Source organism: Nocardia sp. CNS-044 (genome assembly GCF_059570515.1).
Genome location: NZ_JCANSX010000005.1, coordinates 698,077 through 721,633, shown reverse-complemented (window position 1 = coordinate 721,633; position 23,557 = coordinate 698,077). Strand labels below are relative to the sequence as shown.

General features: G+C 69.1%; 20 protein-coding genes, 1 tRNA gene and 1 other RNA gene. 8 read left to right on the top strand and 14 right to left on the bottom strand.

The genetic code is table 11. The features are described from left to right. The first annotated feature begins 105 nt into the window (after nt 1-105). The 3 genes from T333_RS04280 to T333_RS04270 are packed head-to-tail and all read left to right on the top strand — an operon-like array spanning nt 106 to nt 4,394. Complete coding sequence (locus T333_RS04280; RefSeq protein ID WP_496423716.1) at nt 106-2,355, top strand: MMPL family transporter; 2,250 nt, start codon at nt 106-108, stop codon at nt 2,353-2,355. Next, nucleotides 2,352-3,041 carry a TetR/AcrR family transcriptional regulator gene (locus tag T333_RS04275; protein ID WP_354998048.1) on the top strand — a complete coding sequence of 230 codons (690 nt, stop codon included), beginning with the start codon at nt 2,352-2,354 and terminating at the stop codon, nt 3,039-3,041. Before T333_RS04280 ends, T333_RS04275 begins: the two co-directional genes overlap by 4 nt. Before the next feature lie 51 nt (nt 3,042-3,092). Beyond that, nucleotides 3,093-4,394, top strand: coding sequence for an ammonium transporter (locus tag T333_RS04270; protein WP_496423715.1), 1,302 nt, complete (start codon nt 3,093-3,095; stop codon nt 4,392-4,394). 140 nt (nt 4,395-4,534) lie between these two features. Here T333_RS04270 and T333_RS04265 read toward each other — a convergent pair whose 3' ends face one another. Together T333_RS04265 and T333_RS04260 are read right to left on the bottom strand one after the other, a co-directional pair. Continuing rightward, nucleotides 4,535-5,722, bottom strand: coding sequence for a neutral zinc metallopeptidase (locus T333_RS04265; protein ID WP_357255792.1), 1,188 nt, complete (start codon nt 5,720-5,722; stop codon nt 4,535-4,537). Between the two features lies 1 nt (nt 5,723). Further along, nucleotides 5,724-6,644 carry a neutral zinc metallopeptidase gene (locus tag T333_RS04260; RefSeq protein ID WP_496423714.1) on the bottom strand — a complete coding sequence of 307 codons (921 nt, stop codon included), beginning with the start codon at nt 6,642-6,644 and terminating at the stop codon, nt 5,724-5,726. A 320-nt stretch (nt 6,645-6,964) separates the two neighbouring features. Between T333_RS04260 and T333_RS04255 the strand changes: the two genes are divergently transcribed. Beyond that, a complete protein-coding gene (locus tag T333_RS04255; RefSeq protein ID WP_496423713.1) occupies nt 6,965-8,590 on the top strand; it encodes a DUF2207 family protein in 1,626 nt (541 codons plus the stop codon). Between the two features lie 184 nt (nt 8,591-8,774). Here T333_RS04255 and T333_RS04250 read toward each other — a convergent pair whose 3' ends face one another. The 3 genes from T333_RS04250 to T333_RS04240 form a co-directional block, all read right to left on the bottom strand. Further along, nucleotides 8,775-10,043 (bottom strand): ROK family protein, encoded by a 1,269-nt coding sequence (locus T333_RS04250; RefSeq protein WP_354998053.1) that lies wholly within the window; start codon nt 10,041-10,043, stop codon nt 8,775-8,777. A 370-nt stretch (nt 10,044-10,413) separates the two neighbouring features. Continuing rightward, nucleotides 10,414-11,130: a DUF8020 domain-containing protein gene (locus T333_RS04245; RefSeq protein WP_357255796.1), complete on the bottom strand. Its 717-nt coding sequence runs from the start codon at nt 11,128-11,130 to the stop codon at nt 10,414-10,416. A gap of 118 nt (nt 11,131-11,248) precedes the next feature. Then, nucleotides 11,249-11,833 (bottom strand): HhH-GPD-type base excision DNA repair protein, encoded by a 585-nt coding sequence (locus T333_RS04240; RefSeq protein WP_354998055.1) that lies wholly within the window; start codon nt 11,831-11,833, stop codon nt 11,249-11,251. 138 nt (nt 11,834-11,971) lie between these two features. On the opposite strand from T333_RS04240, the gene T333_RS04235 reads away from it, so the two are divergent. Then, the gene (locus T333_RS04235) at nt 11,972-12,778 is read left to right on the top strand and encodes a methyltransferase domain-containing protein (RefSeq protein WP_354998984.1); all 807 of its coding nucleotides are present in this window, start codon (nt 11,972-11,974) and stop codon (nt 12,776-12,778) included. 103 nt (nt 12,779-12,881) lie between these two features. Here T333_RS04235 and T333_RS04230 read toward each other — a convergent pair whose 3' ends face one another. Both T333_RS04230 and ffs read right to left on the bottom strand, forming a co-directional pair. Further along, entirely contained in the window at nt 12,882-14,171 is a 1,290-nt protein-coding gene (locus T333_RS04230) for an aspartate aminotransferase type Ic (RefSeq protein ID WP_354998056.1), read from the bottom strand. A gap of 222 nt (nt 14,172-14,393) precedes the next feature. After that, nucleotides 14,394-14,488, bottom strand: an RNA gene (gene ffs / locus T333_RS04225) — signal recognition particle sRNA small type. Between the two features lie 173 nt (nt 14,489-14,661). Between ffs and T333_RS04220 the strand changes: the two genes are divergently transcribed. Beyond that, a tRNA-Ser gene (locus T333_RS04220) sits at nt 14,662-14,749 on the top strand. 143 nt (nt 14,750-14,892) lie between these two features. Here the strand turns inward: T333_RS04220 and T333_RS04215 are convergent. Continuing rightward, entirely contained in the window at nt 14,893-15,912 is a 1,020-nt protein-coding gene (locus T333_RS04215) for an alpha/beta hydrolase (protein WP_496423712.1), read from the bottom strand. A gap of 198 nt (nt 15,913-16,110) precedes the next feature. Beyond that, a complete protein-coding gene (locus T333_RS04210) occupies nt 16,111-16,947 on the bottom strand; it encodes an NmrA family NAD(P)-binding protein (RefSeq protein ID WP_354998058.1) in 837 nt (278 codons plus the stop codon). A 190-nt stretch (nt 16,948-17,137) separates the two neighbouring features. On the opposite strand from T333_RS04210, the gene T333_RS04205 reads away from it, so the two are divergent. Further along, the gene (locus tag T333_RS04205; protein ID WP_496423711.1) at nt 17,138-17,818 is read left to right on the top strand and encodes a hypothetical protein; all 681 of its coding nucleotides are present in this window, start codon (nt 17,138-17,140) and stop codon (nt 17,816-17,818) included. A gap of 37 nt (nt 17,819-17,855) precedes the next feature. Here the strand turns inward: T333_RS04205 and T333_RS04200 are convergent, their stop codons facing one another. The 4 genes from T333_RS04200 to T333_RS04185 form a co-directional block, all read right to left on the bottom strand. Then, on the bottom strand, nt 17,856-18,302 hold the full coding sequence (locus T333_RS04200) for a GtrA family protein (protein WP_354998060.1): 447 nt from the start codon (nt 18,300-18,302) through the stop codon (nt 17,856-17,858). After that, nucleotides 18,299-20,527 (bottom strand): hypothetical protein, encoded by a 2,229-nt coding sequence (locus tag T333_RS04195; RefSeq protein ID WP_496423710.1) that lies wholly within the window; start codon nt 20,525-20,527, stop codon nt 18,299-18,301. The genes T333_RS04200 and T333_RS04195 overlap by 4 nt, the downstream gene beginning before the upstream one ends. Before the next feature lie 133 nt (nt 20,528-20,660). Beyond that, the gene (locus T333_RS04190; protein WP_354998062.1) at nt 20,661-20,942 is read right to left on the bottom strand and encodes a helix-turn-helix domain-containing protein; all 282 of its coding nucleotides are present in this window, start codon (nt 20,940-20,942) and stop codon (nt 20,661-20,663) included. After that, a complete protein-coding gene (locus T333_RS04185; protein WP_354998063.1) occupies nt 20,942-21,280 on the bottom strand; it encodes a type II toxin-antitoxin system RelE/ParE family toxin in 339 nt (112 codons plus the stop codon). Before T333_RS04185 ends, T333_RS04190 begins: the two co-directional genes overlap by 1 nt. Nucleotides 21,281-21,442: 162 nt before the next feature. Here T333_RS04185 and T333_RS04180 point away from each other — a divergent pair, with 162 nt between their 5' ends. Then, entirely contained in the window at nt 21,443-21,895 is a 453-nt protein-coding gene (locus T333_RS04180) for a hypothetical protein (RefSeq protein WP_496423709.1), read from the top strand. A 139-nt stretch (nt 21,896-22,034) separates the two neighbouring features. Here T333_RS04180 and T333_RS04175 read toward each other — a convergent pair whose 3' ends face one another. Beyond that, nucleotides 22,035-23,555, bottom strand: a complete 1,521-nt coding sequence (locus T333_RS04175; protein WP_496424134.1) for a wax ester/triacylglycerol synthase domain-containing protein — start codon at nt 23,553-23,555, stop codon at nt 22,035-22,037. Nucleotides 23,556-23,557: the final 2 nt, after the last annotated feature.

Here is a 23,557-nt window from a genome sequence, read left to right as displayed (position 1 = left end):
ACGCTGGCGAATTGCCACGCGGCGTCGATTCACCGTCTCGGCCCCTCGACATCCGTGAGTTAACAGCGTTACGCTAACCCCGTTAACTCACGGAGGGGAGCCTCGATGCTCTATCGGATCGCACGACTGACCACGCGATACCCGCGTGCCATCCTGATCACCGCGCTGGCGCTGGTGATCGGCTGCGGTCTGTTCGGCGCCACCGCCGCCGCGCACCTGAAGTCCGGCGGATTCACCTCCGACGACGCCGAATCCTCGCAGGTAGCCAAGATGCTCGAGGACAACTTCGGCGGCTCCTCCCCCAACTTCGTACTGCTGGTGAGCGCCGAGGACGGCGTCGACAGTCCAGCCGCGCGCGCCGCGGGCCTCCGGCTGGTCGATGCCCTGCGCGCGCACGAGGACGTGCGGGCCGTCCAGTCCTACTGGACCACGCCGCCGCCCTTCTCGACCGCGCTGCGCAGCACCGACAACGGATCGAGCGCACTGATCGCCGCGTTCCTCACCGGCGACGATACCGCCGTCCAGAAGACCGCGGGCGACCTGACCGAGCAGCTCACCGGCACCGCCGACGGCATCACCGTGCGCCAGGGCGGCATCGCCGCGATCTATCACGATGTCAACGAGCAGACGACCCGTGACCTGGCCGTCGCCGAGGGCATCGCGATACCGCTGTCGATGATCGTGCTCGTTCTGGTGTTCGGCAGCCTGGTCGCGGCGTCCCTTCCGCTGGCCGTCGGCCTGTTCGCGATCGCCGCCACCCTCGCCATCCTGCGGCTTTTCACCCTGGTCACCGACGTGTCCATCTACGCGCTGAACATGACGACCGCGCTCGGGCTCGCGCTGGCGATCGACTACAGCCTGTTCATCGTGAGCCGGTACCGCGAGGAACTGGGCAACGGCCTCCACCCGACGGCGGCGACCATCCGCGCCGTGCAGACCGCGGGACGTACAGTGCTGTTCTCCGCGCTCACCGTCGCGCTGTCGCTGGCCGCGCTGAGCGTGTTCAACCTGTACTTCCTGAAATCCTTCGCCTACGCGGGCGTCGCGGTGGTCGTGACCGCTGCGGCGGCCGCGATCGTGATCCTGCCCGCCGCGCTCGTGCTGCTCGGAGACCGGGTCAACGCGCTCGACCTGCGCGTCCCGCTGCGGCGGCTGTTGCGCCGACCGGCGCCCGCGGGCCCGGTGCCGCCGGAGCAGTCCGGCTGGTACCGGCTGGTCACGCTGGTGATGCGGTACGCGATGCCGGTGGCGGTGGTGATCATCGCGCTGCTGCTCTTCCTCGGCGCGCCGTTCCTCTCGGTGAAGTTCGGCTACCCCGACGACCGGGTGCTGCCCACGTCCTCGACCAGCAGGCAGGTCGGCGACGAGCTGCGCGCGCACTTCCCGCAGGCCGACCCCGGTGCGAGCACCACGATCGTGCTGGACGGCTACACCGGCGACGCCGCGACGGTGGGCGCCTACGCCGCGCGACTGTCCGAGCTTCCGGACGTGCCCGCCGTGCTGTCCAGCGCGGGCACCTTCGCCAACGGAGCGCGGGTCGGTATCGCGCCGCCCGGCATGGCCAACGACACGGGCACCTACCTCACCGTCGTCAGCTACGTCGATCCCTTCTCCCCGGACGGCGAACGTCAGCTGGACGCGGTCAAGGCGGTGCCCGCGCCCGCGCCCGCGCTGTACGGCGGGGCGGCGGCGGTCAACGCGGATTCGCTTGCCGCGCTGGGCGACCAGCTGCCCTTGGCGGCCGCGCTCATCGTGCTGGCGACCTTCGTCGTGTTGTTCCTGTTCACCGGCAGCGTCGTGCTGCCGATCAAGGCCTTGGCACTCAACACCTTGTCGCTCGCGGCGGCCTTCGGCGCGATGGTGTGGGTGTTCCAGGAGGGGCACCTGTCGAACCTGCTCGGCTTCACCGCGGTGGGCTACATGGTGCCGACCATGCCGATCCTGATGTTCTGCTTGGCCTTCGGCTTGTCCATGGACTACGAGGTGTTCCTGCTCTCGCGGATCCGCGAGGAGTGGCTGCGCACGCACGACAACGACCGCGCGGTCGCCATCGGCGTCGCTCGCACCGGACGGATCTTCACAGCCGCGGCGGTGCTGATGGCTATCGTGTTGGGCGCGATGGTTACCTCGAACGTCTCGTTCATGCAGCTGATGGGTCTCGGCCTGACCTTGACCGTGCTGGTCGACGCGACGATCATCCGCGCCCTGCTCGCGCCCGCCCTGATGCGCCTGCTCGGCTCGGCCAACTGGTGGGCGCCGAAGCCGCTCGCCAGGCTGCACGACCGGATCGGCCTCACCGAGGACGTCGACCACCGCACCAGCGCACGGGAACCGGAGCACGCAGGACGTTCATGACCCTTCACCGCCGACCTCGATCACCGCGCGGTTCCGGCGCCCAGTTGCGTACCGAGATCCTCACCGCCACAGTGGAATTGCTCGCACGCACCGGCCGGGCCGACGCGGTGTCGATCCGCGAGGTGAGCAAGCTGGTCGGCGTCAGCGCGCCGTCGATCTACCGGCACTTCGCCGACAAGGACGCGCTGATCGAGGCGGCGGTGGCCAAGGCCTTCGAGGATCTGGCCGAGGCTCTGCGCGCGGCCACCGACCCCACCGTGTCGCCGATGAACCGGCTGCGCGACCAGGGCCTGGCCTACGTGCGCTTCGCGCTGGAGCACCCGGAGCAGTACCGGGTGGCGACCGGGCCCACCGAGAGCGGCAGCGCAGTGGACCAGGTGCTCACCAGCGGCGCGTTCCAGCATTTCGCGACGACCGTGCGCGACTGCATGGCGGAGGGCTCGATCGCCCCCGGCGATCCGCTGCCGATCGTGCTGGACATGTGGACCGTCGCGCACGGCCTCGCCTCGCTGCTGATCGCCAAACCTCATCTGCCGTGGGGCGATCACGAGCAGCTCGCCGATCGCATCATGAGCGCGGCCTGCCTCGGGCACACGGTGCTGAACATGATCGGCGGCACGCCGAGCCCCGACGAGATCGATACCTGGCTGGACCAAAACCTCCCACAGTGGCGGAAGACATCGTGAGCGTTCGGTAACTTCTTCGCGACGCACGCCCGCGTAGAAGGAGTTACCGCCATGCCACCCACCATCGATCCCGCGGCCACCGCCTGGCTGCTCGGCAGCACCGCGCTGGTGCTGCTGATGACGCCGGGACTGGCCATTTTCTACGGCGGCATGGTGCGCTCCACCGGCGTGCTCAACATGCTGATGATGAGCTTCATCGCCATCCCGCTCGTCACGGTGACCTGGCTGTTGTTCGGCTACAGCCTGGCCTTCGGTCCCGACGCGGGCGGCGGGCTGATCGGTACCCTCGACCACGTCGGCCTGGCGGGCATCGACCCGACCACGGTGCGCGGCACGGTGCCGGAACTGCTCTACGCCACCTTCCAGCTCACCTTCGCCATCCTGACCGCGGCGCTGGTCAGCGGCGCCATCGCCGACCGGGCCAAGTTCTCCGGCTGGATGGCCTTCGTGCCACTGTGGACGCTCGCGGTCTACGTGCCGATCGCGCACTGGGTGTGGGGGCCGGACGGCTGGCTGGCGAAGTTCGGCGCGCTGGACTACGCGGGCGGCTTGGTCGTCGAGATCGCCTCCGGCGCCTCCGCGCTGGCGCTCGCGCTGGTGCTCGGGCCGCGCATCGGCTTCAAGGTCGACGCCATGCGCCCGCACAACCTCCCGTTCGTGCTGCTCGGGGCGGGTTTGCTGTGGTTCGGCTGGTTCGGCTTCAACGCGGGTTCGGCGCTGAACGCCAACGGCCTGGCCGCGGCGGTGTTCCTGAACACACTCGTCGCGGGTTGCCTCGGCATGCTCGGCTGGCTCGCGGTGGAGCGGGTGCGCGACGGGCATCCGACCACGTTCGGCGCCGCCTCCGGCGTCGTCGCCGGTCTGGTCGCGATCACCCCGTCCTGCGGATACGTCGACACCCTCGGCGCGGTCGTCGTCGGACTCGCGGCGGGCACGATCTGCTCCTTCGCGGTCGGCTGGAAGTTCAAGGCCAATTACGACGACTCGCTCGACGTGGTCGGCGTGCACTTCGTCGGCGGCGTGGTCGGCACCGTGCTGGTCGGCCTGCTCGCCAGCCAGGTGATGACCGGCGGCGTGGAAGGTCTGCTGTACGGCGGCGGGCTCACCCAGCTCGGCAAGCAGCTGCTCGGCGCGATCGTCGTCGCGGCCTACGCCTTCGGCGTCTCGTTCGCGCTCGGCAAGGGCATCGACAAGGTCATCGGCTTCCGGGTCAGCAAGGAGGACGAGACCTCGGGCATCGACTTCGCGCTGCACGCGGAGACCGCGTACGCCGAAGGGGTGCACGGGCATTCGCCGCGCGGGCACTTCGGTATCGGCGGCGGGCACACACCGCACGATCGGGACGAGAGCTAGGCCGACGACCGGATGTCGCCGTCACCCACGCGGACCGACCGAATGCCCCCCGCGGTCGATCCTCGCGCACGGGCGCGAAGGCGATAGTCGGTCTGTCTCGAGGACGTCCCGGGGCGAAAGACGGCTACCAGCACGGGGGCTCAGGACACCGCGTCGGCCGAGGCCGCCCAGGCATTGCACTTCTGGACTCGGTTGTTCCGGTAGCCGTACTCGTACCAGAGACCGTAGTTCTGCTTCGATCCGTGGTCGCGGGCGTCACCGGGATCGTCACCGCGTTTGTAGTTGTCCCGCACTGCGTACTCGGCCTGGGTTCCGGTGACCGAGCCGACGTAGGCGGACGAGCCGATGAACATTCCGCCGAAGCACTGCGCGCCCAGCTCCAGGCGACGCGACAACTCCAGACCCCGTGCGCTGCGCGGCCCAGCGTTGTACCGCTCCTCGTGCGTGCGCTTCGAAATACCAGTGATCGCCTCCACGTGGTGACCGTATTCGTGCGCGAACACCATCAGGTAGATGATCCAGTTGTCCCCGTACACGTTGGTCTGGATCTTGTCCAGCGGCATGTAGATGGTGTTGTTCATCGAGCAGTAGAACGCCGCGTAGTCGCCGCCCGAGCTGGTGCACGGCGAGACCGCGTCGACGCCACGCGCGGGGACGCTGATGTTCGGCGGCGAGAACGGCAGATTCTCGTAATCGAGCAGGTCTTTCCACATCTGCCCGAGGCACGTCGAGGCGGACTGGTAGAACGCCTGGGCCGCCGCCACGTTCGGGGCCCAGCGGGAGAACGTGCAGTGGATGTTGTTCAGTCCCGTGTCCGCGTGAGCGAACAGCGGATGGTCACCGAGCTTCGCGACCGGTTGCGGCCCCGCGGGTCTGGTCGGCGTCGCGGAAGTGGTGCGGACCGAACTGCTCGCCCTGGTGGTCGGGCGTGCCGCCGACGTGGTCGTAGCCGCCGCGGAGGTGGACGGAATGGTCGGGGTATAGGTGTAGCTGGGCGTGTACGCCGTTGTCCTGCGGTCGTTCTCGCTCTCGCTGCTCGCCACCGCGATCGCCGCGGCGACCAGTGAGCCGACCATCAGGAAGATGCCGAGCACCCCCAGCACCGCACCGAATCCACCGCCCCCGCGTCGCGGCGGCGGGTAGGGACGCCCGTATCCCGGCGGGCCGTACGGCGGAACGGCATAGCCGGGCGGGCCGTAGGGCGCCGGAGCGTGCCCGGGGTACGGGTAGCCCGGCGGCGGATATCCCGGCGGCGGCGCGTACCCGGGTGGGCCGTACGGCGGCGGGTAGTGCGGCTGGTGGCCGTAACCATATGGGGGCGTGGTCATCTCAGCTCACCCGGTTGGCGGGCGCGGTGAAGGTGTTGCACTGGTTGGTGCGGTTCTTGTCGACGCCCTCTTCGAACCAGTCGCCGCTGTTCGCCGAGGATCCGTGGTCGCGCGCGTCGGTCGGGCCGTCACCGCGGCCCTGCGCGTCGCGCTTGGCGACGCCGATCTGCGCGGAGGTGAGCGCGCCGCCGTCCTCGGAGGAGCCGAGGTACATGCCGTTGAAGCACTGCGCCTGCAACTCGATTCGCCGCGAGAGCTCCAGTCCGCGCTGGCTGCGCGTGCCCGCGTCCACCCGCTCGCTGTTGGCTTTGCGCAGGATGCCGGACACGGCCTGCACGTGGTGGCCGTACTCGTGCGCGAACACCGACAGGTAGACCACCCAGTTGTCCTTGAACAGATCGGTCTGCAACTGGCTGATCGGCATGTAGATGGTCTTGTTCGCCGGGCAGTAGAACGCGGCGAAGTTGGTGGTGGTGCCGGTGCACGGCGTGGAGATACCCGCGGTGGACGCGCTGACGTTCAGCGTCGGCGGCGTGAACGGCAGATTCGCCTTCTGCAACACCGGTTTCCACGCCGACTCGAGGCAGCCCGCCGCGGTCTCGAAGAACTTGCGCGCGGTCTCGACCTGCGTGCTCCACGGGGAGTAATCGCAGTCGGCCGGGATCAGCGTCGCGTTCGGATCGGTGAGCAGCGGGTTGTTGCCCGTCTCCGCGGGGCCCTGGGAGCCGTCCGGGGTGTAGGTGAAGCTGGGCGAGGGTCCGGAGGCGCGGTCGTTGCGGTCGCTGCGAATCGCGGTGCGCACCAACGCGCCCGCCACCAGGAACACCACCACGAGCAGCAGCGAGACGATCCTGCTTCCGCCGCCCTTGCGCGGCGGCCGCGGCGGACGTCCCGGCGGGCCGTACGGCATCGGGGGCGGCATCGGCGGGCGATACCCGGGCGGCTGGCCGTAGCCGTGTGGCTGTCCGTAGCCGGGCGGCGCCGAATAGCCAGGTGGCGGACCATATCCCGGGCGCTGACCGTACCCGGGCGGCGGGCCGTAACCGGGCGGGGGCGGCGAGTAACCGGGCGGCGGGCCATAACCCGGACGCGGCCCGTAGCCGGGCGGCGGAACCTGGTGTCCACCAGGTGGAACCGGTCCATATCCGTACGGTGGTTGGGTCACTCCCCCGTACCCCCTCGCCTCAGATGATCGTCGACAGCCGCTGACGAAGAATAGCAACCTGTCTAGAGTAGGCACCCATGCTGACATTTCGGGGGGCCGCCGCGGGCGCGCTGATTCTCGCCGCCGCGGGATTGGTGGCGACCGCGCCGGGTGCCCAGAGCGAACCGACGCCCGAGGGCGTGACCATCGTCGCAGATCTGAAACTCAGCCGCGAGGGCGTGCTCGAGGTCGACGAGACGGTGACCGTGCCGCCCGGCGAATCGTTCAAGATGTCACTGCCACTTCGCCTTCAGTTGAAGGACGACGTGGAACGGCGGTTCGAGGTCACGGGTATCGACGCGCAGGGCGCGGGCACCGCGACGGTCGCCAACGATCAGTTCACCATCGACGCCAAGCCCGGCGAGTCCAGCTACAAGTACTCGATCCACAACACCGTCAGTGACGCGCCCGGCACCCAGGTCTTCCACTGGCTCGGCGTGATGAACACCGACATCGCGTCCATCAGCGCCTCCCTGATCAGCCCGAGCTACGAAATGGCCATCGTGGACTGCAAACTCGGGCCGCCCGGCAACACCAGGCCGTGCGCCGATGTGCGCATCGAGGCCGACGGCGTGCTCTGGCTGGAGCAGACCGACCTGAACAAGGGCGACGCGATCGACCTGACCCTGCAACTGCCGCCCGGCACCGTCCCCGCGAACGCCGACATCGAGGACAAAAGCGCGCCAGGTCCGTTCTCGGTGACCGGTCCGGTGCTCGCCGCCTTCGGCGTGCTGCTGCTCGCGCTGGCCGGTCTGGCGGCGTTCGTACTGCGCGCCCGTCGCGAGAACGCCGTGGCGGGAAGCGGTTCCGAAACCGTCGACCCGCTGCTGCGCGATGGCAACCAGGTGCAATTCACCTCACCGGAGGGCATCCTGCCCGGTGAGGCGGGCGTGCTGCTCGACGAGCACGCCGACGCGATCGATATCGCCGCCACCGTCGTGGATCTCGCGGTGCGGCGCTACATCTGGATCACGCCCATCGGCGAAAAAAACTGGCGCATCACCAGGGTGAACGCCGCCGACGACCAGCTGCGCGATTACGAGAAGGCGGTGTACGCGGCGCTGCTGCCGGAGGGCGCCGACGCGGTCACCGTCGCCGAATTGCGCGCTCCCGGGCGGGTGCAGGCCGAGCCGATCCGCAAGGCCATGATCGACGACGCGGTGCGCCGCGGCGCCTTCGCCGACCGGTCCCGCATCGGGCTTCCGGTCTGGGTCGGCGGTGCGTTGATCGTCGCGGGTATCGCCGCCACGGTCGGGTTGGCCGTCACATCGGGCTCCGCGCTGGTCGGCGTCGCGATCCTGCTCGCGGGCGTGGCGACCGTGCTGATGCCGAAGTACCTACCGGTGCGCACCCAGGACGGTCGCAGGTTGGCCGGCCAGGTGCGCGCCCTGCAACGCGGTCTGGACGCCACTCGGCGCGAACAGATTCCGCCGACCGACCAGGAGACGGTGTTCTCCCGCGCGCTGCCGTTCACCGTGGTCGGCGGCCGCGCCGACAACTGGATTCGCGCGTTCCGCGACCTCAATCCCGCCGCCGACGCACAACCCGGGCTCTACTGGTTCGGCAGCTTCGAACGCGACCAGAATCTGCACCGGTTCGCCGCCCACTTCCCGTTCTTCATCACGGCGCTCGAGGGACTGTTCACCGGATCGCCGGCCCGCTGACGCACGCCGAAGGCCGGGTTCTCCGAAGAGGACCCGGCCTTCGGCGTTTTCGACGCAATGCCACCGGCGAACCGGGCGTTGGTGTCGGTCGACGAACGCGAACCGCTGTCGGTCGTCGATCGCCAATGGCGCTGATCGGCGAATGCGAACCGCTGCCAATCAGCGACGGCGATGCGATCCGCTGTCAGTCGGCGAACGCGGTCCGTCGCATGGCGGCGAGCGGGTCGGCGTAGAGCGTGCTGAGCGAGGTCACCACGGCGGCGAATTCCTGGACCTTGCCGCCGAATCCGCTGATGCGGATGTCGGTGGGCGGGAGGGTGGAACTCCGCCGGAACGCCTCGGCGACGTGCGCGATGCCGGGACGGTAGCCGGTGAACGCCTGCCCGCCCAGGATGACGCGGTCCGGGTTGAGCATGTCCCGCACCAGCGCGACGGTGCTCCCGAGCATGGCGGCCCGCTCCGCGAGCAGCTCGCGCGCCGGGACCGAACCGCCCGCGGCCGCTCGGTACAGGTCCGCGATGGTCGAGCCCGCGGTTCCGTTGTACGCCGGGATGATTCCGCGCCCGACCGCCCGCGCGTGCAGGGCACGGTCACCGACGGTGACCTCCAAGCAGCCGCGCCTTCCGCAGGTGCACTCGACGTCGGAGCCGGTGGGCAGGTGCGCGATCGAACCCGGGCCGTTGCTCGGGGTGTGCACGCGGCCGTCGAGAGTGACCGCGATGCCAGCGGTTTCGCGCACGTAGAAGAACAGGCTGCTGCCGCGCTGCTGACCCTCGCGCGGTTCCGGGGTCGGCAACAGCAGTTCCGAGCCCGCCATCGCCTCGACGTGCGGCGCCACCGAGACCGGCAGCTCGAGCACGTCGCCGAGCACCGCGCCGACCTGGGCGCCCTTCCATTCCAGTTTGGGGTGGTCGACCACGCCGGTCAGCGGGTCGACGCGGCCACCGATCGCGACGCCGGCCCACAGCGGTTTTCGCCGATGCCAGCGTTGCAGAAAGGCTTTCGCGCTGCGCGCGACGGTCGTGGTCGCGAATTCCTGGCCGGTCTGCGGGGTGGCGATCGCCAGACCGCCGAGGATCCGGCCACGCAGGTCGGCGGCGACGATCTTGGTCGCGGCGGCGCCGATGTGCACGCCGAGGGTCAGATAGGTGTCGTGATCGACCTCGAACGGCACCCGGGGACGGCCGACCGCACCCGAGGTGGTCAGGTCCGGACGCTCACGCAGCAGTCCGGCGTTCAGCAGCGCCGACACCTGACGGTTGACCGTCGCGATGCTCGAACCCGTTGCGCGCGCGGCATTGTCGCGCGAGATGGGTCCGCCGGTCGCGGCGCGCAGCACGGCGGCCGCCGGGTTGTCGGAGATGCGGAGTTCCGGAGCGACGACGGGGCGCTGCACACGGACGCGACCGGTGGCGACCCGCGAAGCGGATCGTTCCAGGGTAGGGATCGACATATGAAGAGTCCTTGCTGAAGTCCCGTCCGAGAAACGGGACGTGCCTACACGAGCGGCGACGAGGCAGCGCGCGCGCCGAAAAGGCGGCTCAGCTGCGACGACGGGAGCGACACAGCTCCCGCGTCAGCGGCAGCCGCAGGCCGAGCGCGGCGGTCACGTAGGTGACCCGCAAGGCGGAGGGGCTGCTGTTGGACATGCAAAAAAAGGTAACACCGAATTCACCGGCGCACCAAGCTTCCGCGATTCTCGGTGTTCGAGGACACAGCGTTTCGCCTGGTCAGCGGCGGGCACGCCGAAGCCCCGCCCACGCGAAAGGCGTTGGGCGGGGCGGTTTTCCACGGCGGCGACGACCGAGGAACCGCGAACGGACCTACTTCGCCGGAGCGGGCGGGTTGAACGGGGCGTTGACCGTCGTGAAGTACTGGATGAGCGCCCCGATGGCGACCGGCGCCGTCACGAAGATCTGGCCAGCGATGGTGCCGAGCGCGCCGACCGCGGCCGCACCGGCGACGCAGCCGACAGCGGCGGCGGGCAGGAAGGGCCCGAACAGGCCGACGATGGTGCCGCCGACCGCCGCGCCGCCCAGGATGCCGCCGACAACGCAGCCGACCGCCGCGCCGCCGAGGCCGCCGACCAGCGTGCCGATCGTGGCGCCCATGCTGATGGTGCTGGTCAACCGGGTCCAGGCCGCGACCTCACGGTCGTACTCGGACTTCCACGGCGCCTTGTCCTCGAACGGGAGCGCGACCGGCTTGTAGGTCGCGTGGTCGAGATCGAGCTGCGGCGTCAGCGTCGCGGTGCGATCCGAGATCTGCGCCGCGATCGGGAACTCGAACTCGTCGAGCCGGAACTTCAGCGGCGTGCCCGCGACCACGGTGCCGTCCGCGGCCTTGATCTTCAGCGCGTCGTCCTCTGCGACGATCGAGCCGGCGTCGGTGCTGATGATCGCCGCGGTCTCGGTCTGCGAGGCAACGTAGTTGATGACGTCCCCGGCGGGGGTCTCCGGACCGGCGACCGCGGTTCCCGCGGTCACGCCGGTCGCCATGGTCACGAGTGCCGCGACCACGGCGAGCTTCCTGATTCTCATACGTACTGCTATCCCTCATCCGATGGAGCTGGTTCGAGGGGAAAGCATCGAGCACCGGCGCATCCGGGACGAGGGAAAAAAGCAGCGAGATTCGAATGGGCAACCGCCGAGCGAAAACCTATTTCGCCGCGGACTCCTTCGCCTCCGCCTTGATCCGCTTCTTGAACGCACGCACCTCTAGCAGGGACTGGGCGTCGGTGATGTCGGCCGCCGAGCGTCGCGAATCCTTCTCCGAATAGGCCCCGGCCGCCTTTTCCCAGCCCTTCGGGCGCACCCCGAGTTGCTTGCCGAGCAGGGCGAGGAAAATGCGCGCTTTCTGGTCGCCGTAACCGGGCAGCGCCTTCAGCCTGCGCAGCACTTCCTTGCCGTCCGGATCGCCGTTCGTCCAAATCGCGGCCGTGTCGCCGTCGTAGTGTTCGACGACGTAGCGCGCCAGTTCCTGGGTACGCCGCGCCATGGAGCGTCCGTAGCGGTGGATGGCGGGCGGAGTCGCGGCCAGTTCCTCGAACGCCTCCTGATCGGCCTCGGCGATCTTGTGGATGTCGAACCCGTCCATCCGGTCGGCGATCTTCTTCGGACCGCGGAAGGCGTGTTCGAGTGGGAACTGCTGATCGAGGAGCATGCCCGTCAGCAGAGCGAACGGGTCCTCCGACAGGAGCTTGTCGGCCTCCGGTTCCTGCGCGAGACACAGTGTGACGGTCACCGTCGTTCCTTTCGGCTTGTCGGCGCGTTCCGTCCGACGATCATCTCACCCGCGTCCAACTGTGCGGTACGCCACAGCCGCGCGTAGGCTCTGGCCATGCCTCAGACGACGGCAATACCTAGGGACGGACACGCGCCCATGGACACCTATTCACTACGCCCGGATCGCTTCGACAGCGCGGGTCAGGATCAATTGGTAGACGTGCGCGACCTGCAGGCCGCGCTGCCCGGTATCCGGCGGCTGCGCACCTGGGCGCACGACGCGCTCGCGCTGCGACCCGGCGAACACGCCGTCGACGTCGGCTCCGGCACCGGCACGGAAACTCTCGCCTTCGCCGACGCGGTCGGACCGACCGGCGAGGCGGTCGGCGTCGAGCCCGATCCGCACCTGCTCGCCTCCGCCGAGCGCCGCGCGAACCAGCTGGGCTCGCGCGCGAAATTCCACTCCGGCGACGCCTACGGCATTCCCTTCGGCGCGAACACCTTCGACGCGGTGCTGTGCGAGCGCGTCTTCCAGCACCTCACCGCCCCGGGTCGCGCGGCGAACGAGATCGCCAGGGTGCTGCGTCCCGGCGGGCGCGCGGTGGTGGTCGACGTCGACTGGGACACCGCGATCGTGCACCCCGGTGACCGGCAGGTGGTCCGAGCGGTGCTGGACACACTGGTCTCGGCGACCACGAACCCGCTCTCCGGCCGCAGGCTGCCCGGCCTGCTGACCCAGGCGGGCCTGGTCATCGACGAGATCGGCTCGCACGCGCTGGTGCAGGACCGCAGCGTGGGTCCCGGCTCGCTGGTCACCCGTATCTCGGCCATGGCGGTGGCGCGGGGCGCCATCACCGAGGCGCAGCGCGACCAGCTGCTCGCCGATCTCGAACGCGGCGCGGACAGTGGCGACATCCATCTGTCGGTGACGATGTTCGCGGTGCTGGCGCACAAGCCGCACTGAGTTCTCTCGCCAGACGTCACAGACGTTCGTTCGCCAGGGCGTCCACACACGCCGACGGCCCTCCGCACCGGGTGCGGAGGGCCGTCTTCGGTTCCGGTGGCGACTACTTGCCGAGCAGCTTCTCGGTGGCCGCCAGCAGCACGCAGGTGGCCAGGCCGTCCATCGCCTTCTCCAGTTCCGGGAGCTTCGGGAAGCTGGGGGCGATGCGAATGTTCTTGTCTTCCGGGTCGTTTCGGTAGGGGAAGGCCGAACCCGCCGCGGTCAGCGCGATGCCCGCGTCCTTGGCCAGCGCGATCACCCGCGCCGCGGTGCCCTCCAGCACGTCCAGGCTGATGAAGTAGCCGCCCTTGGGCTCGGTCCAGGAGGCCACCTTCGACGCGCCGAGCCGGTCCTCCAGGATCTTCAGCACCAGGGCGAACTTCGGCTCCAGGATCTCGCGGTGCTTCTGCATGTGCGCGCGCACGCCGTCGGCGTCCTTGAAGAAGCGCAGGTGGCGCAGCTGGTTGATCTTGTCGGGGCCGATGCTCTTCTTCGCGGCGTGCGAGAGGTACCAGTCCAGGTTCGCGGTGGACGCGCCGAGGAAGCTGACGCCCGCACCGGCGAAGGTGATCTTCGAAGTGGAGGCGAACACGATGGGCCGGTTCGGGTTTCCCGCGGCGGCGGCCATGCCGAGCACGTCGAACACGGGCGCGGCGGTGTCGGTCAGCGGGTGCACCGCGTAGGCGTTGTCCCAGAACAGGCGGAAGTCCGGCGCGGCGGCGGGCATCGAAACCAATTCCCGCACAACGTCTTCGGAGAAGACGACGCCGGTCGGGTTGGAGTAGTTCGGCACCGCCCACAGACCCTTGATCTGCGGGTCGGCGGCGAGCAGCTCGGCGATGCGGTGGGTGTCCGGGCCGTCGTGGCGCATCGGGATCGGGATCATCTCGAAGCCGAGCGCCTCGGTGATCGCGAAGTGCCGGTCGTAACCCGGTGCGGGACAGAGGAATTTCAGCGCGGGCTCGGCGGCCCAGCGGCGCTCGGAATCGTTGGTGCCGTACAGCATCGCGTAGGTGATGACGTCGTGCATCAGCTCGAGGCTCGCGTTGTTGCCCGCCAGCAGGTTGTCCACCGGGATGCCGAGCAGCTCACCGAAGATGGCGCGCAACTCCGGGAGACCGTGCAGCCCACCGTAGTTGCGGCAGTCGGTGCCCGTGCCGTCCCGGTAGTCGCCGTCACCGGGCAGCGAGAGCAGTTCCGCGGAGAGGTCGAGTTGTTCCGGCGAGGGTTTTCCGCGCGTCAGGTCCAGCGTGAGCTTCTCGGTCTCGAGCGTCGCGTAGTTCGCGGTCTGGGACTCGTGTTCGGACACGAGCTCCTCATGGCTCATCAAACCGATCTGCGTTTGCCGGGGCATCCTGAGCAGCCTTTCGAAGCAGCGAAGTGGCGTGGGGTCGATGTCCGTACCGAAGTCGTCCGACCGTCGGTGGACCGTTGACCACGTTACCCGTGTGTTGCTCGGAATTGGGCCGATACCTCCGCCCGCGCTACGGGCATCCGCGGTTCGACGACAGCCGCGTCCGCTCGGCGATCATCCGGAACTGAGGGCAAGCGCCCGATCTTCGGCATGGGCCGGAAATATAGGGGACCCCGCGCACCCGGCAGAGCCCGTTGACCCTTGCTGCCTTCCGGCCCTGGGGGAGTTCACAGGATGCGCGCCGCGCGGGATCCGTCGGCCAGTGTAGCGGGTCCCCGCCGCCCCGTCCGCACGGGGCCGAGACACCTCGCCCATCCCCGCCGCCCGCCCCCTCCGGAAACCGCCTCGACCAGCGCGAAGCCTTACCCCTCGCCCCGACGCCCGGCCCCAATTTGGTGTCCGACCGGGGGCAACCGGTATGCTGCTCCACGGAGGATTCGCCTAGTGGCCTATGGCGCTCGCCTGGAACGCGGGTTGGGTTAACGCCCTCAGGGGTTCAAATCCCCTATCCTCCGCCACAACGGCCCAGGTCGGACACGGTTTCCGTTCCCGACCTGGGCCGTTCCGCATCTCCCCCCCGGCGAACAATTCATCCGCAGCCTGGCGAAGCTCCGCTGGGTCCGCGAGGTGAACACCGAACCGGCGCGTTCGCGCGCCCGCCTCAGCCGTCGAGCCCCATGCCCTGGGCGAGCAGCGGCCACGAGTCGTGCAGCGCCTCTTCCCAGTACGGCCAGTAGTGCGTGCCGACCGGGTTGAATTTGTAGGTCGCCGGGATGTCCAGCGAGTCGAGCCGGTTCTTCAGGTTGGCGGTGCAGCCGTTGACGGCCGCTTCGATGATCACACCGAGGCTGAGGGTGACCGCGCCCATCGGTCCGGGTGCGGCGTTCAGGTAGTACTGGACGTCCTCCATCACCGGGATGCCGCTGCCGCTCGAGACGTACAGCAGCGTGCCGCGCAGCTTCTCCGCGTTGATCACCGGGTCGTTCGCGGCCCACAGCGGGCTGTCGGCAGGGCCGTACATGTTCTCGGTGTCGCCCCCCGCCCAGGTTTCGGTGGCCAGCTTGACGAACTGCTGCCCCATCGGGTCGGCGATCTGCGCGCACCCGCTGTAGGCAGCGACGGTTTTCCACAGGCCGGGCTTGGCCTCGGCCAGCTGCAACACCGATGTGCCCGAGGTGGAGAGACCGGCCAACGCGTTTTGTCCCGTCGAGTTCAGCGTCTGGTCGAGCAGCGGGGGCAGTTCCTCGGTGAAGAAAGTCGTCCACTTGTTCAGCCCGAGAACCGGGTCCCGCTGCTGCCAGTCGGTGTAGTAACTGCCGCGACCGCCGATCGGCAGGACGACGTTCACCGGCTTGTCGGCCAGCCATTCGAGCGCGTGCGTGGCGGCCTGCCAGCTGGCAGTCCCCTCGCCGCCATCCAGACCGCTGAGCATGTAGAGGTTCGGCGCGGGCTCGGACTCGTCGGCCGGACGCTGCACATCGACCTCGATTTCGGTGTCCATCGACGCCGAGTACACCTTCAGGTGCCAGGTGCGCCCCTCTTTGACGACGGAGGTGACGGCCGAGTGCTGCTGCGGATCGGCCGAAACCGTACCGCTGGTCAACGGCACGAACAGCGCGGCGGTCAGTGCGACAGCGGCGGTCCGCGGAGCGGCGATGCTGCGTAGTGCGGAAAGCTTCATCGATAAGTCGATTCCAGTCCATGGGCCGTTTCCGGCCATATTGTCGTCGAAGTGGTCCGGGAACTACGTCTTTCGCGCAGCCGAAATCGTTACCCGGCAAGGTATTCAACGAAGAAGACGCCGGCACGGCGGCCCGGATGGCGACCGCCGTGCCGTCTCGGCCAGCTCCTGCGCCGATCGGACGTCGGCGGGTCGATGTTATCGAGCCGTGCCGACCGGAGCCGGTGCGGAGCTCCGGAAGCGATCCGCGTGCTCGGCCGCCCACTGGGCGAAAGTCAGCGCCGGGCGGCCCAGCACTCGGGGGACGGTGTCGTCCACGGTGGCCGCTTCGGTCGGCGGTGCGGCGTACCAGCCGATGACGTAGTCGGCGTCGGCCTGGGAGACACCCCTGGCCAGGAGCCGGTCGATCGCCTGCTGATGCGAGATCCGGTCGAAGGCGATGTCGCGGTCGATCGCCTTGGACAGGATCGCGAGACGTTCCTGCAAGGTGAGCGATTCCGGTCCGGTGAGGTTGTAGGCCTGACCGGCGTGGCCGTCCTCGAGCAGCGCCGCGGCGGCCACCGCGCCGATGTCGGCCTCGTGCACCAGCGCGCTCGGGAAGTCGTAGGGTTCGCGCACCACGCCCTCGGCGCGGATCGAGTCGACCCAGGTCAGCGTGTTGGACATGAACTCCTGCGGTTCGAGCCGGGTCCACTCCACACCGGAGTCCGCGACAGCCTGTTCGACCGGGCCTACCGCGCCGCCCCACACGACGGTGATGCGACGAACGCCCGCGTCGACGGCGCGGCGAACCAGTTCCTCGCCGACCTCCGCGAGCCCGGCCGTCACGGTGATGTGCAGCCGGGTGATTCCGTCCAGTGCCGGGCCCAAGGTCTCGGGTGCGGTGTGGGTGCCCGTCGCCAGCTCGACGCCCGAGGGGAGTTTCGCGGCCGCCGGATCGCGGGTGAGCGCACGGACGCGCTCGCCTCGACGCAATAGTTCTGCCACGACATGGCGGCCGGTGTTGCCGGTCGCGCCAGTTACCAGTGTTGTCACGGTGTTTCCTTTCCTCGGCGCCGACGCTAAGAGCTCAACCTTGCTCGAGGTCAATGCCGTCGATTCTGGTGTCCCCCGCCGCATCCACGGACCTCGAACGAACCGCCCGTCATCGCGGGCGTGCCGACATCCGAACGCGTTGTCGGCGAGGCCGACGCCGGGAACGCATGTCGGCTGCGATGATTCCGGGGTGACTCAGTGGCTTCCCCTCTTCAGTTCCCTGGTCGTCGCCTTCGTCGTGCTGGTCGGCGTCCTCCTCACCAACCGCACGAACCGTCGCGCGATCGACGCGGCCGACGAGCGCGGCAGCATCGCACTGGAGGCCGCGCAGCGGAACGTGGAGGCGGTCAACGCGGCGGCCGAACAGCGCAGCAGGGCCGCGCTCGAAGCGGCGCAACGGAATACGGAAGCGGCCGAACAGCGTGAGCACGAGAAGTGGCGGCGCGAGTCGGTGCTCGCGGCAGTCACCGCCCTGCTGGAGACCTCGGCCGCCGTCCGGCAGCAGCTGTCCAGCCAGGACTTCGCCTACATCGGGGAGATCGACAGGTTCGGCCTCGATCTGCACGAAAGCATCGGGCAATGCGGCGGATCGGTGACCCGGTTGCGCATCCTGTCGAGCCCGCGTCTCCCGAATCGCTGTGAAGACCTGCTGCGCACGCTCACCGCGGCCGCGAACATCACCGTCCAGAAGCTGACGCTGACTCTCGACGGCGACGCGACCATCGAGGACCTCGACGACATCCGGACGTTGTGGCACAAAGCCATTGCCAGCACCGCCGAGCAGGAGCTGTCGGTCGTCAAGGCCACCAGGGCCGAACTCGGCATCGAACCGCTCCCCACCGCCGAACGCGTTCCCGCTTCGGCCGCGTAGGGCGAAAGGCCGGGCAGCCAGCGCCCCTATGCCCTCGTCAGACCGCCTCAGCGGCCTTGCGCCGGAACGAGATATGCCGGTGGCCGAAGAAACTCGCGACCGCGACCAGCGCCATCACCACGACCGCCGACGGAATGCTCGGCAGGTGCAGCAGTGATACGGCCGCTTGCAGCAGCACCATGTTCATCAGCAGCCCACCGGAATTCACCGCGACGAAGGCGCAGAAATCGCGCAGCACCTGCCCCCGCACCCGGAAGACCAGAGTGCGGTGCAGCACGAACGCGATGACGATGCTGATGCTGTAGGCGGCGGCGGGCGCGAGCGCGGCGGAGACGCGGCCGTCGAAGATCGCCAGCCACATCACCGTCAACGCGATGCCCAGTCCGGTGTTCACCATGCCGACCATGGCGAACGCGATCTCCTGCCGCCGCACGACGCGCAGCAGCGGCCCGGGATCGAGTTCGGCCTGGTCGACGGAGTTCATCGGACGGCGTCCGCCAGCTCGGTCACGCCGGTCTCGTCCGCTGGGGTCGGAGCGGACTCGTCTTCCCGGCGGCCGCGCCGGTACAGCCAGTGCAGCACGCCGACACCGAGCAACCCGGCCAGTGCGCTCGCCGCGCCGATCTGCCAGCAGGGCGGCCGCCAGGCGAGTTCCAGTTCGGCGTTCTGAGTGCCCGCCGGAATATCGACGGCGACAAAGGTTTTCGCGACGTTCTGCACCGGCAGTTCGCGACCGTCGAGGGTGACGCGGTAGCCGGGCCAGGCCAGCCGCGCGAACACCACCCGGCCGCCGCGCTCCGAGCTCACCCGGACGCGGCTGGTCGTGTCCGATTCGGCGAGGGAGGTGGCGGTGACGCCGTCGGTGGCGGAGACGCGGCCGTCGACGGTCGAGAGCAAGCCGTTCTCGCGTTCGAGCACGGCGATGTACTTCTCGTGGCCGGGGTAGTCGACCCACTTCCAGCCCTGCGGTGCGGGCTGGTTGCGCGCGTCCGGGTACAGGGCGGTGTGCAGCACGACCCGGTCCACCTTCATCAGGTCGACGATGGTCTTGCCGGTGGTCGGCTCGACGGCGAAGGCCCTGCGGAAGGCGTCGGGGCAGACGCTGGTGTCCCAGAGCATGCACAGCAGCTCGCCGAACTGGAAATGGCCGTTCGGCGTGTATCCGCTGACGTAGGTCAGCTCCAAGTCCTTGGCGTAGTTGCCGAAGACCAGCGATCCGTACGCGCCGTCCAGGGTGCGTTCCGCGCGCGGAATGAGGGCGCGGTCGCCCAGTTGCAGCGTGGTGCCGGGGAAATCGGGGAAGGCGGCCTTCATCTCCGAGCGCTGCTCCGGCAGGTTCCAACCGAGCGGGGTCGGTTGGGCCGACCACACCTGGAGATAGGCGATCGGGAAGATCGACACCAGCACCAGCGCGCACGCCGCCGCGGCGCCACGACTACGGGCCAGCCACACCACGGCCGCGCCGAGTGCCGCCACCGCGAGGGCGGCGACCACGTGCCACACCGCTTCCTGCGGTGCGGCCGAAACCGAGCGCAGCAACAGCAAGCCGATCAAGCCCGCCGCGATCAACCCGCGCCTGCGCCAGTCCGCGAACGTCGCGAAGCGGCCGAGCAGCACGCAGACGAGCACCAGCAGCCCGAGCGCCACCATCGGCAGCACGCGGGCGGGCCAGCGCAGCGGGCCGATGGCGCCGGGACCCGCGGTCCACATCAGCATGATCGCCGTGAACAGCGCGGGTGCGGTGAGTTCGCGCGCCGAGTCCAGCGCTTTGCGCCAGTCGATGAAGGCCAGCGCCGGGATGACGAACCAGGCGATGTAGACGACCGGCATCGGCTGCACGTAACCCCACCAAGTGGTGAACGCGGGCAGGGTGCTGGGCAGGCTGGCGTTCAACGACTCCGACCACGGCACGGTCAGCAGCTGCTCGTTGTTGATCTGCGCGGTGCCGCGCCAGGTGACCTTGGCCGAGAGCATGCTCGGCAGGTACGTCGCGAGCCCGGCCAGCGCCGCGCAGGCCGACACCGCGAGCAAGCGCAGCGACGGCTGCCACTTCCGCTGGTGGACCAGTTCGCCGACGGCCACCGCGGCGATCATGATCCCGGCCTCGACCGCCGGGAAGATGTACTGCACCGAGATGGCCAGGTACAGGAAGACGAAGGTGGGGATCGGCCCCGAGCGACCGCGCGCGTAGCGCACGCCCGACGCCCACGCGTGCGCCAACCAGGCGGTGCCGGTGAACGCGGTCATCCAGCTGCCCTCGTCGAAGAACAGCAGCCAGCCGCTGAACGGGATGGCGACGCCGGCCAGCGCCGCCCACGGCGCGCGCGACCCGTACGCCAGGCAGATCCGGTAGACGCCGAGGCCGAGCACGATCGCGAAGATCAGCTTGACTACCGTGGCGTACAGCGCGAGATTGTCCACCGACGGCGCGATCAGATCGATCAGCAGCTGCGGCGGATTCAGCAGGCCCGCCTCTTCGATGGTGTAGTTGCCCGCCATCCAGTGCTCCGGCACCAGCATCGGGAAGTCACCGTCGCGCAGCCGCCTGCCCATCATCACCCACAGCGGGGCGTACTGGGACTCGGTGTCGTCGGTATAGAAATGCCGAGCGTTGGCCAGCAGAACCGCGACATACCCCGCGACCACTCCGAGCGCCGTGATGAAGCCCCACTTGTACACCTCGCGCGGAGCGAGAGTTCCACTGTCCACCACGAGTCCCAGACCCTACAGGCAACCGTCCGCGACCGAACGCAAGATGAGCCCCAGCACGCCCCGCGTGGGCGTCACCGCCTTCGCTCCGGCCGTGCACGGGTCAGGGACGGACGTCGTCCGGCAGCGCCCGTCACGCGGCCGGTTCGACCGTCATCTCGACGTGCATGCCTGCCGCGGTCACCATGTTGACGAGCGAGTCCAGGCTGAACAGGTGAACTTTGCCGCGCACCAGATCCGAGACCCGTGGTTGGGTGACGCCCAGCCGATCGGCCGCCGCGGCCTGCGTCCAGCCCTGCGCGGTGATCCGCTCGGTCAGCTCGATCATCAGCCGCGACCGCAGTCGCATGTTCTCCGCCTCCTGTGGGGTGTCCTCGATCGCATCCCACACGCTGTCGAACGTCTCGTCCGCCATCAGCGCTCTCCCTTCTCGCACTCCGCCACGACCTGCTTCAGCCGCTTGGCCGCCAGATCCAGATCCGCCGCCGGGATCTGTTGGGTCTTCTTCTGGAAACAATGCAGGACGTAGATGTAGTCGGCGAGCTTCGCTACGTAGATGACACGAAACGCGCCGTTGTGGTCCCGGACCCGGATCTCACGAACGCCGAGTCCGACGGTCGACACCGGCTTCCAGTCCGTCGGGTCCAGACCACGTTGAACCCGGTCGAGTTGGTACCCGCACTCTCGGCGTGCGGCGAGAGGGAACTCGCGAAGGTCGTCGAGCGCGGTGGCAACGAACCTGATCGGCTTCACGCGGACAATATACAAATTTTTGTATGCGAGCCTACCTTGTTCGACGGATTCGAGGAACCGCCTCGAGAACGGGACGCCGTTGTGGCAGGCCGAAGTCTCGAGTCAAAGGTGGTCGGCGGGCCTAGACTCGGGCTCTGCGAGCTTCGGGGGTTAGCGAGGGAGATGCGTACTCGGTTCGAGTTCGACCTGCATACCGTGGCTTCGCCGGAGCAGGTCGTCGAGTTGTACACCGATTTCTCCGCGGAGCGGCCGCGGCGGTGGCCCGCGCTGTCGGCGCGGCAGTATCGGGTGTTCGAGGTGGGTGAGCACACCGCGGACGTGCTGGAGGGGCAGGACTTTCCGAAGATCACGGCGCGCTGGCGCTACGACTGGTCGACGCCGGGGACGGTGCGCATGCGGGTGGTCGACAGCGATTACCTCGCGCCGGGCAGTTTCCACGAGCTGACGATCCGACCGGCCGACGACGGCGGCAGCGATGTGCACGGGGTGTGGGACAACACCGCGCTGCGCCCGTCCTCCCAGGTGGGGTTGGCGATGGCGCGGGTGATGGGGCGGCGGTTCTTCGTCGCGTATTACACGCGGGTCTTCGACGGGCTCGTCGAGGAAGGCGAGTAGCGGCAGCGCCGACTGTCCTCGTTTCGACGGTCACCACAGTCGTGCGACTATCGCGCAGCGGCAGCGGCAGCGGCGAGCGTGACCGTAGCAAGGTGCGCCGCGCGGGACGAGCCGCGAGACCGGGCCGCATGTTCACTGTTCAGCGGGCCGCGAGCATCGCCGCCACCTCGCGCAGCGCCGTGCGGAGCAGGTCCGCGTATGAATCCACATCGACGACCGCCGCATCGGCGTGGATCGAGACAGTGACGGTGTCGCCGAGGCCGTGCACGCCGTGGGTGAGGTGCATGACCGCGCCTAGGGCGGGAAAGCCGCCGGTACAGCGGACGGGTCCGCCGCCGAAGGTGAGATCGGCGGGTCCGCGGTACACGCTGGAGACGACCGTGTGACCGGCGATCGAGTCGGGCACGCTGTCGATGGGATACCGGTCGACATCGCGGCGCAGGATGCGGGCCGGGGTCACGGCGGTCACGCGATCCTGCGCGGACAGCAGCGGATGCTGGGCCCGCAGCCGACGTTCGGCGAGCGCGGCGGCGATCCGGTCGGCTCGCAGGCGCAGATCCGGTTCGTCGGTGCACAGCTCGACGCCGAGGCTCCGATAGTGGTTGCGAGACACGGACTCACCCGACAGCGCCATCGGCACTTGCGCGCCGAGCCGCAAAACCGGTTCACCCCGCGCCGCAAGGTATTCGGCGAGGGCAACCGACACGGCGGTCAACACCACCACGGTGATCGTCCAGCCCTGTACGCGAAGCTCCTCGGCGTCGCACACGATCATCCGCGCCCGATGATCGATAACCCCAGCCGCCCCGATCTTGTTCACCGCACTCGGCGCGAAGCCCGGCCCCGGCTGCGGTACCGTTCCGGCCGCCGTCAGCTCGGCCAACTCTGTCTGCGCCCGATACGCGCGAAACCCACGAACCGCCGTACGAACCATTCCGGCAGGTAACCGAGCGGCACCCCATGCGGCCCCGGCTATCCCCGACTCTCGCAGGCGCGCAAAGGATTCAGCGATGATGCCGAACAGGTCGCCGTCCGCCGCCCGATCGGCGCCTCGCCCTGCCCCGAGCTCCGCCGCGAACCCCTCGGCCGCTCGCGCCCGGCTGCCAGCGCCGTTATCTACGGCGCGTCCTGTCGCTTGCCCACCGCTGGCAGCACCCGACGCGCTCGGCCGCCCCGTCCCGCCGACGATGTCCTCCCCGGAGAACAACTCCCGCGCGACAGCCGCCGCCCGCATCCCATCCGCCAGCGCATGCGACATCTGGAGCACCACCACCGTGGCGAGCTCGTCGTCCGAGGCCCGCATCGGCGCGCCCGCGACGCCCCGGAAGACGTGCAACTTCCACGGGTGCGACGTGGCGTCGACACCGGTGGCGAGCAGATCGCCGAGCGCGGCCCGCACCGCTGCCCAGTCCGGGCGCGGCAGCGGGTGCTCGATGAACTGACTTGCCGAGTATTCACACGGCACCCAGGACGGATAGCCGAGGTCGCCGGGCGTCTCACGGAGCCGGACCCGCAGGTCCGGTATCCGCGCGCTGCGGGCCGCCACGGCGGTGCGCAGCGTCTCGGTCGACACGCCCGTGTCGGCGAAGCTGTAGAGCAGGAACAGATCGTTGCGGGTCCGGGCCGACAGCCAGAACATGGTCGCGTCCTGCGGCGCCATCG

Coding starts and splice junctions, on each gene's coding strand:
- T333_RS04280 (WP_496423716.1), top strand. CDS start 106: ATGCTCTATCGGATCGCACGACTGACCACGCGATACCCGCGTGCCATC.
- T333_RS04275 (WP_354998048.1), top strand. CDS start 2,352: ATGACCCTTCACCGCCGACCTCGATCACCGCGCGGTTCCGGCGCCCAG.
- T333_RS04270 (WP_496423715.1), top strand. CDS start 3,093: ATGCCACCCACCATCGATCCCGCGGCCACCGCCTGGCTGCTCGGCAGC.
- T333_RS04265 (WP_357255792.1), bottom strand. CDS start 5,722: ATGACCACGCCCCCATATGGTTACGGCCACCAGCCGCACTACCCGCCG.
- T333_RS04260 (WP_496423714.1), bottom strand. CDS start 6,644: ATGCCGCCCCCGATGCCGTACGGCCCGCCGGGACGTCCGCCGCGGCCG.
- T333_RS04255 (WP_496423713.1), top strand. CDS start 6,965: ATGCTGACATTTCGGGGGGCCGCCGCGGGCGCGCTGATTCTCGCCGCC.
- T333_RS04250 (WP_354998053.1), bottom strand. CDS start 10,043: ATGTCGATCCCTACCCTGGAACGATCCGCTTCGCGGGTCGCCACCGGT.
- T333_RS04245 (WP_357255796.1), bottom strand. CDS start 11,130: ATGAGAATCAGGAAGCTCGCCGTGGTCGCGGCACTCGTGACCATGGCG.
- T333_RS04235 (WP_354998984.1), top strand. CDS start 11,972: ATGGACACCTATTCACTACGCCCGGATCGCTTCGACAGCGCGGGTCAG.
- T333_RS04230 (WP_354998056.1), bottom strand. CDS start 14,171: ATGCCCCGGCAAACGCAGATCGGTTTGATGAGCCATGAGGAGCTCGTG.
- T333_RS04215 (WP_496423712.1), bottom strand. CDS start 15,912: ATGAAGCTTTCCGCACTACGCAGCATCGCCGCTCCGCGGACCGCCGCT.
- T333_RS04200 (WP_354998060.1), bottom strand. CDS start 18,302: ATGAACTCCGTCGACCAGGCCGAACTCGATCCCGGGCCGCTGCTGCGC.
- T333_RS04190 (WP_354998062.1), bottom strand. CDS start 20,942: ATGGCGGACGAGACGTTCGACAGCGTGTGGGATGCGATCGAGGACACC.
- T333_RS04180 (WP_496423709.1), top strand. CDS start 21,443: ATGCGTACTCGGTTCGAGTTCGACCTGCATACCGTGGCTTCGCCGGAG.
- T333_RS04175 (WP_496424134.1), bottom strand. CDS start 23,555: ATGGCGCCGCAGGACGCGACCATGTTCTGGCTGTCGGCCCGGACCCGC.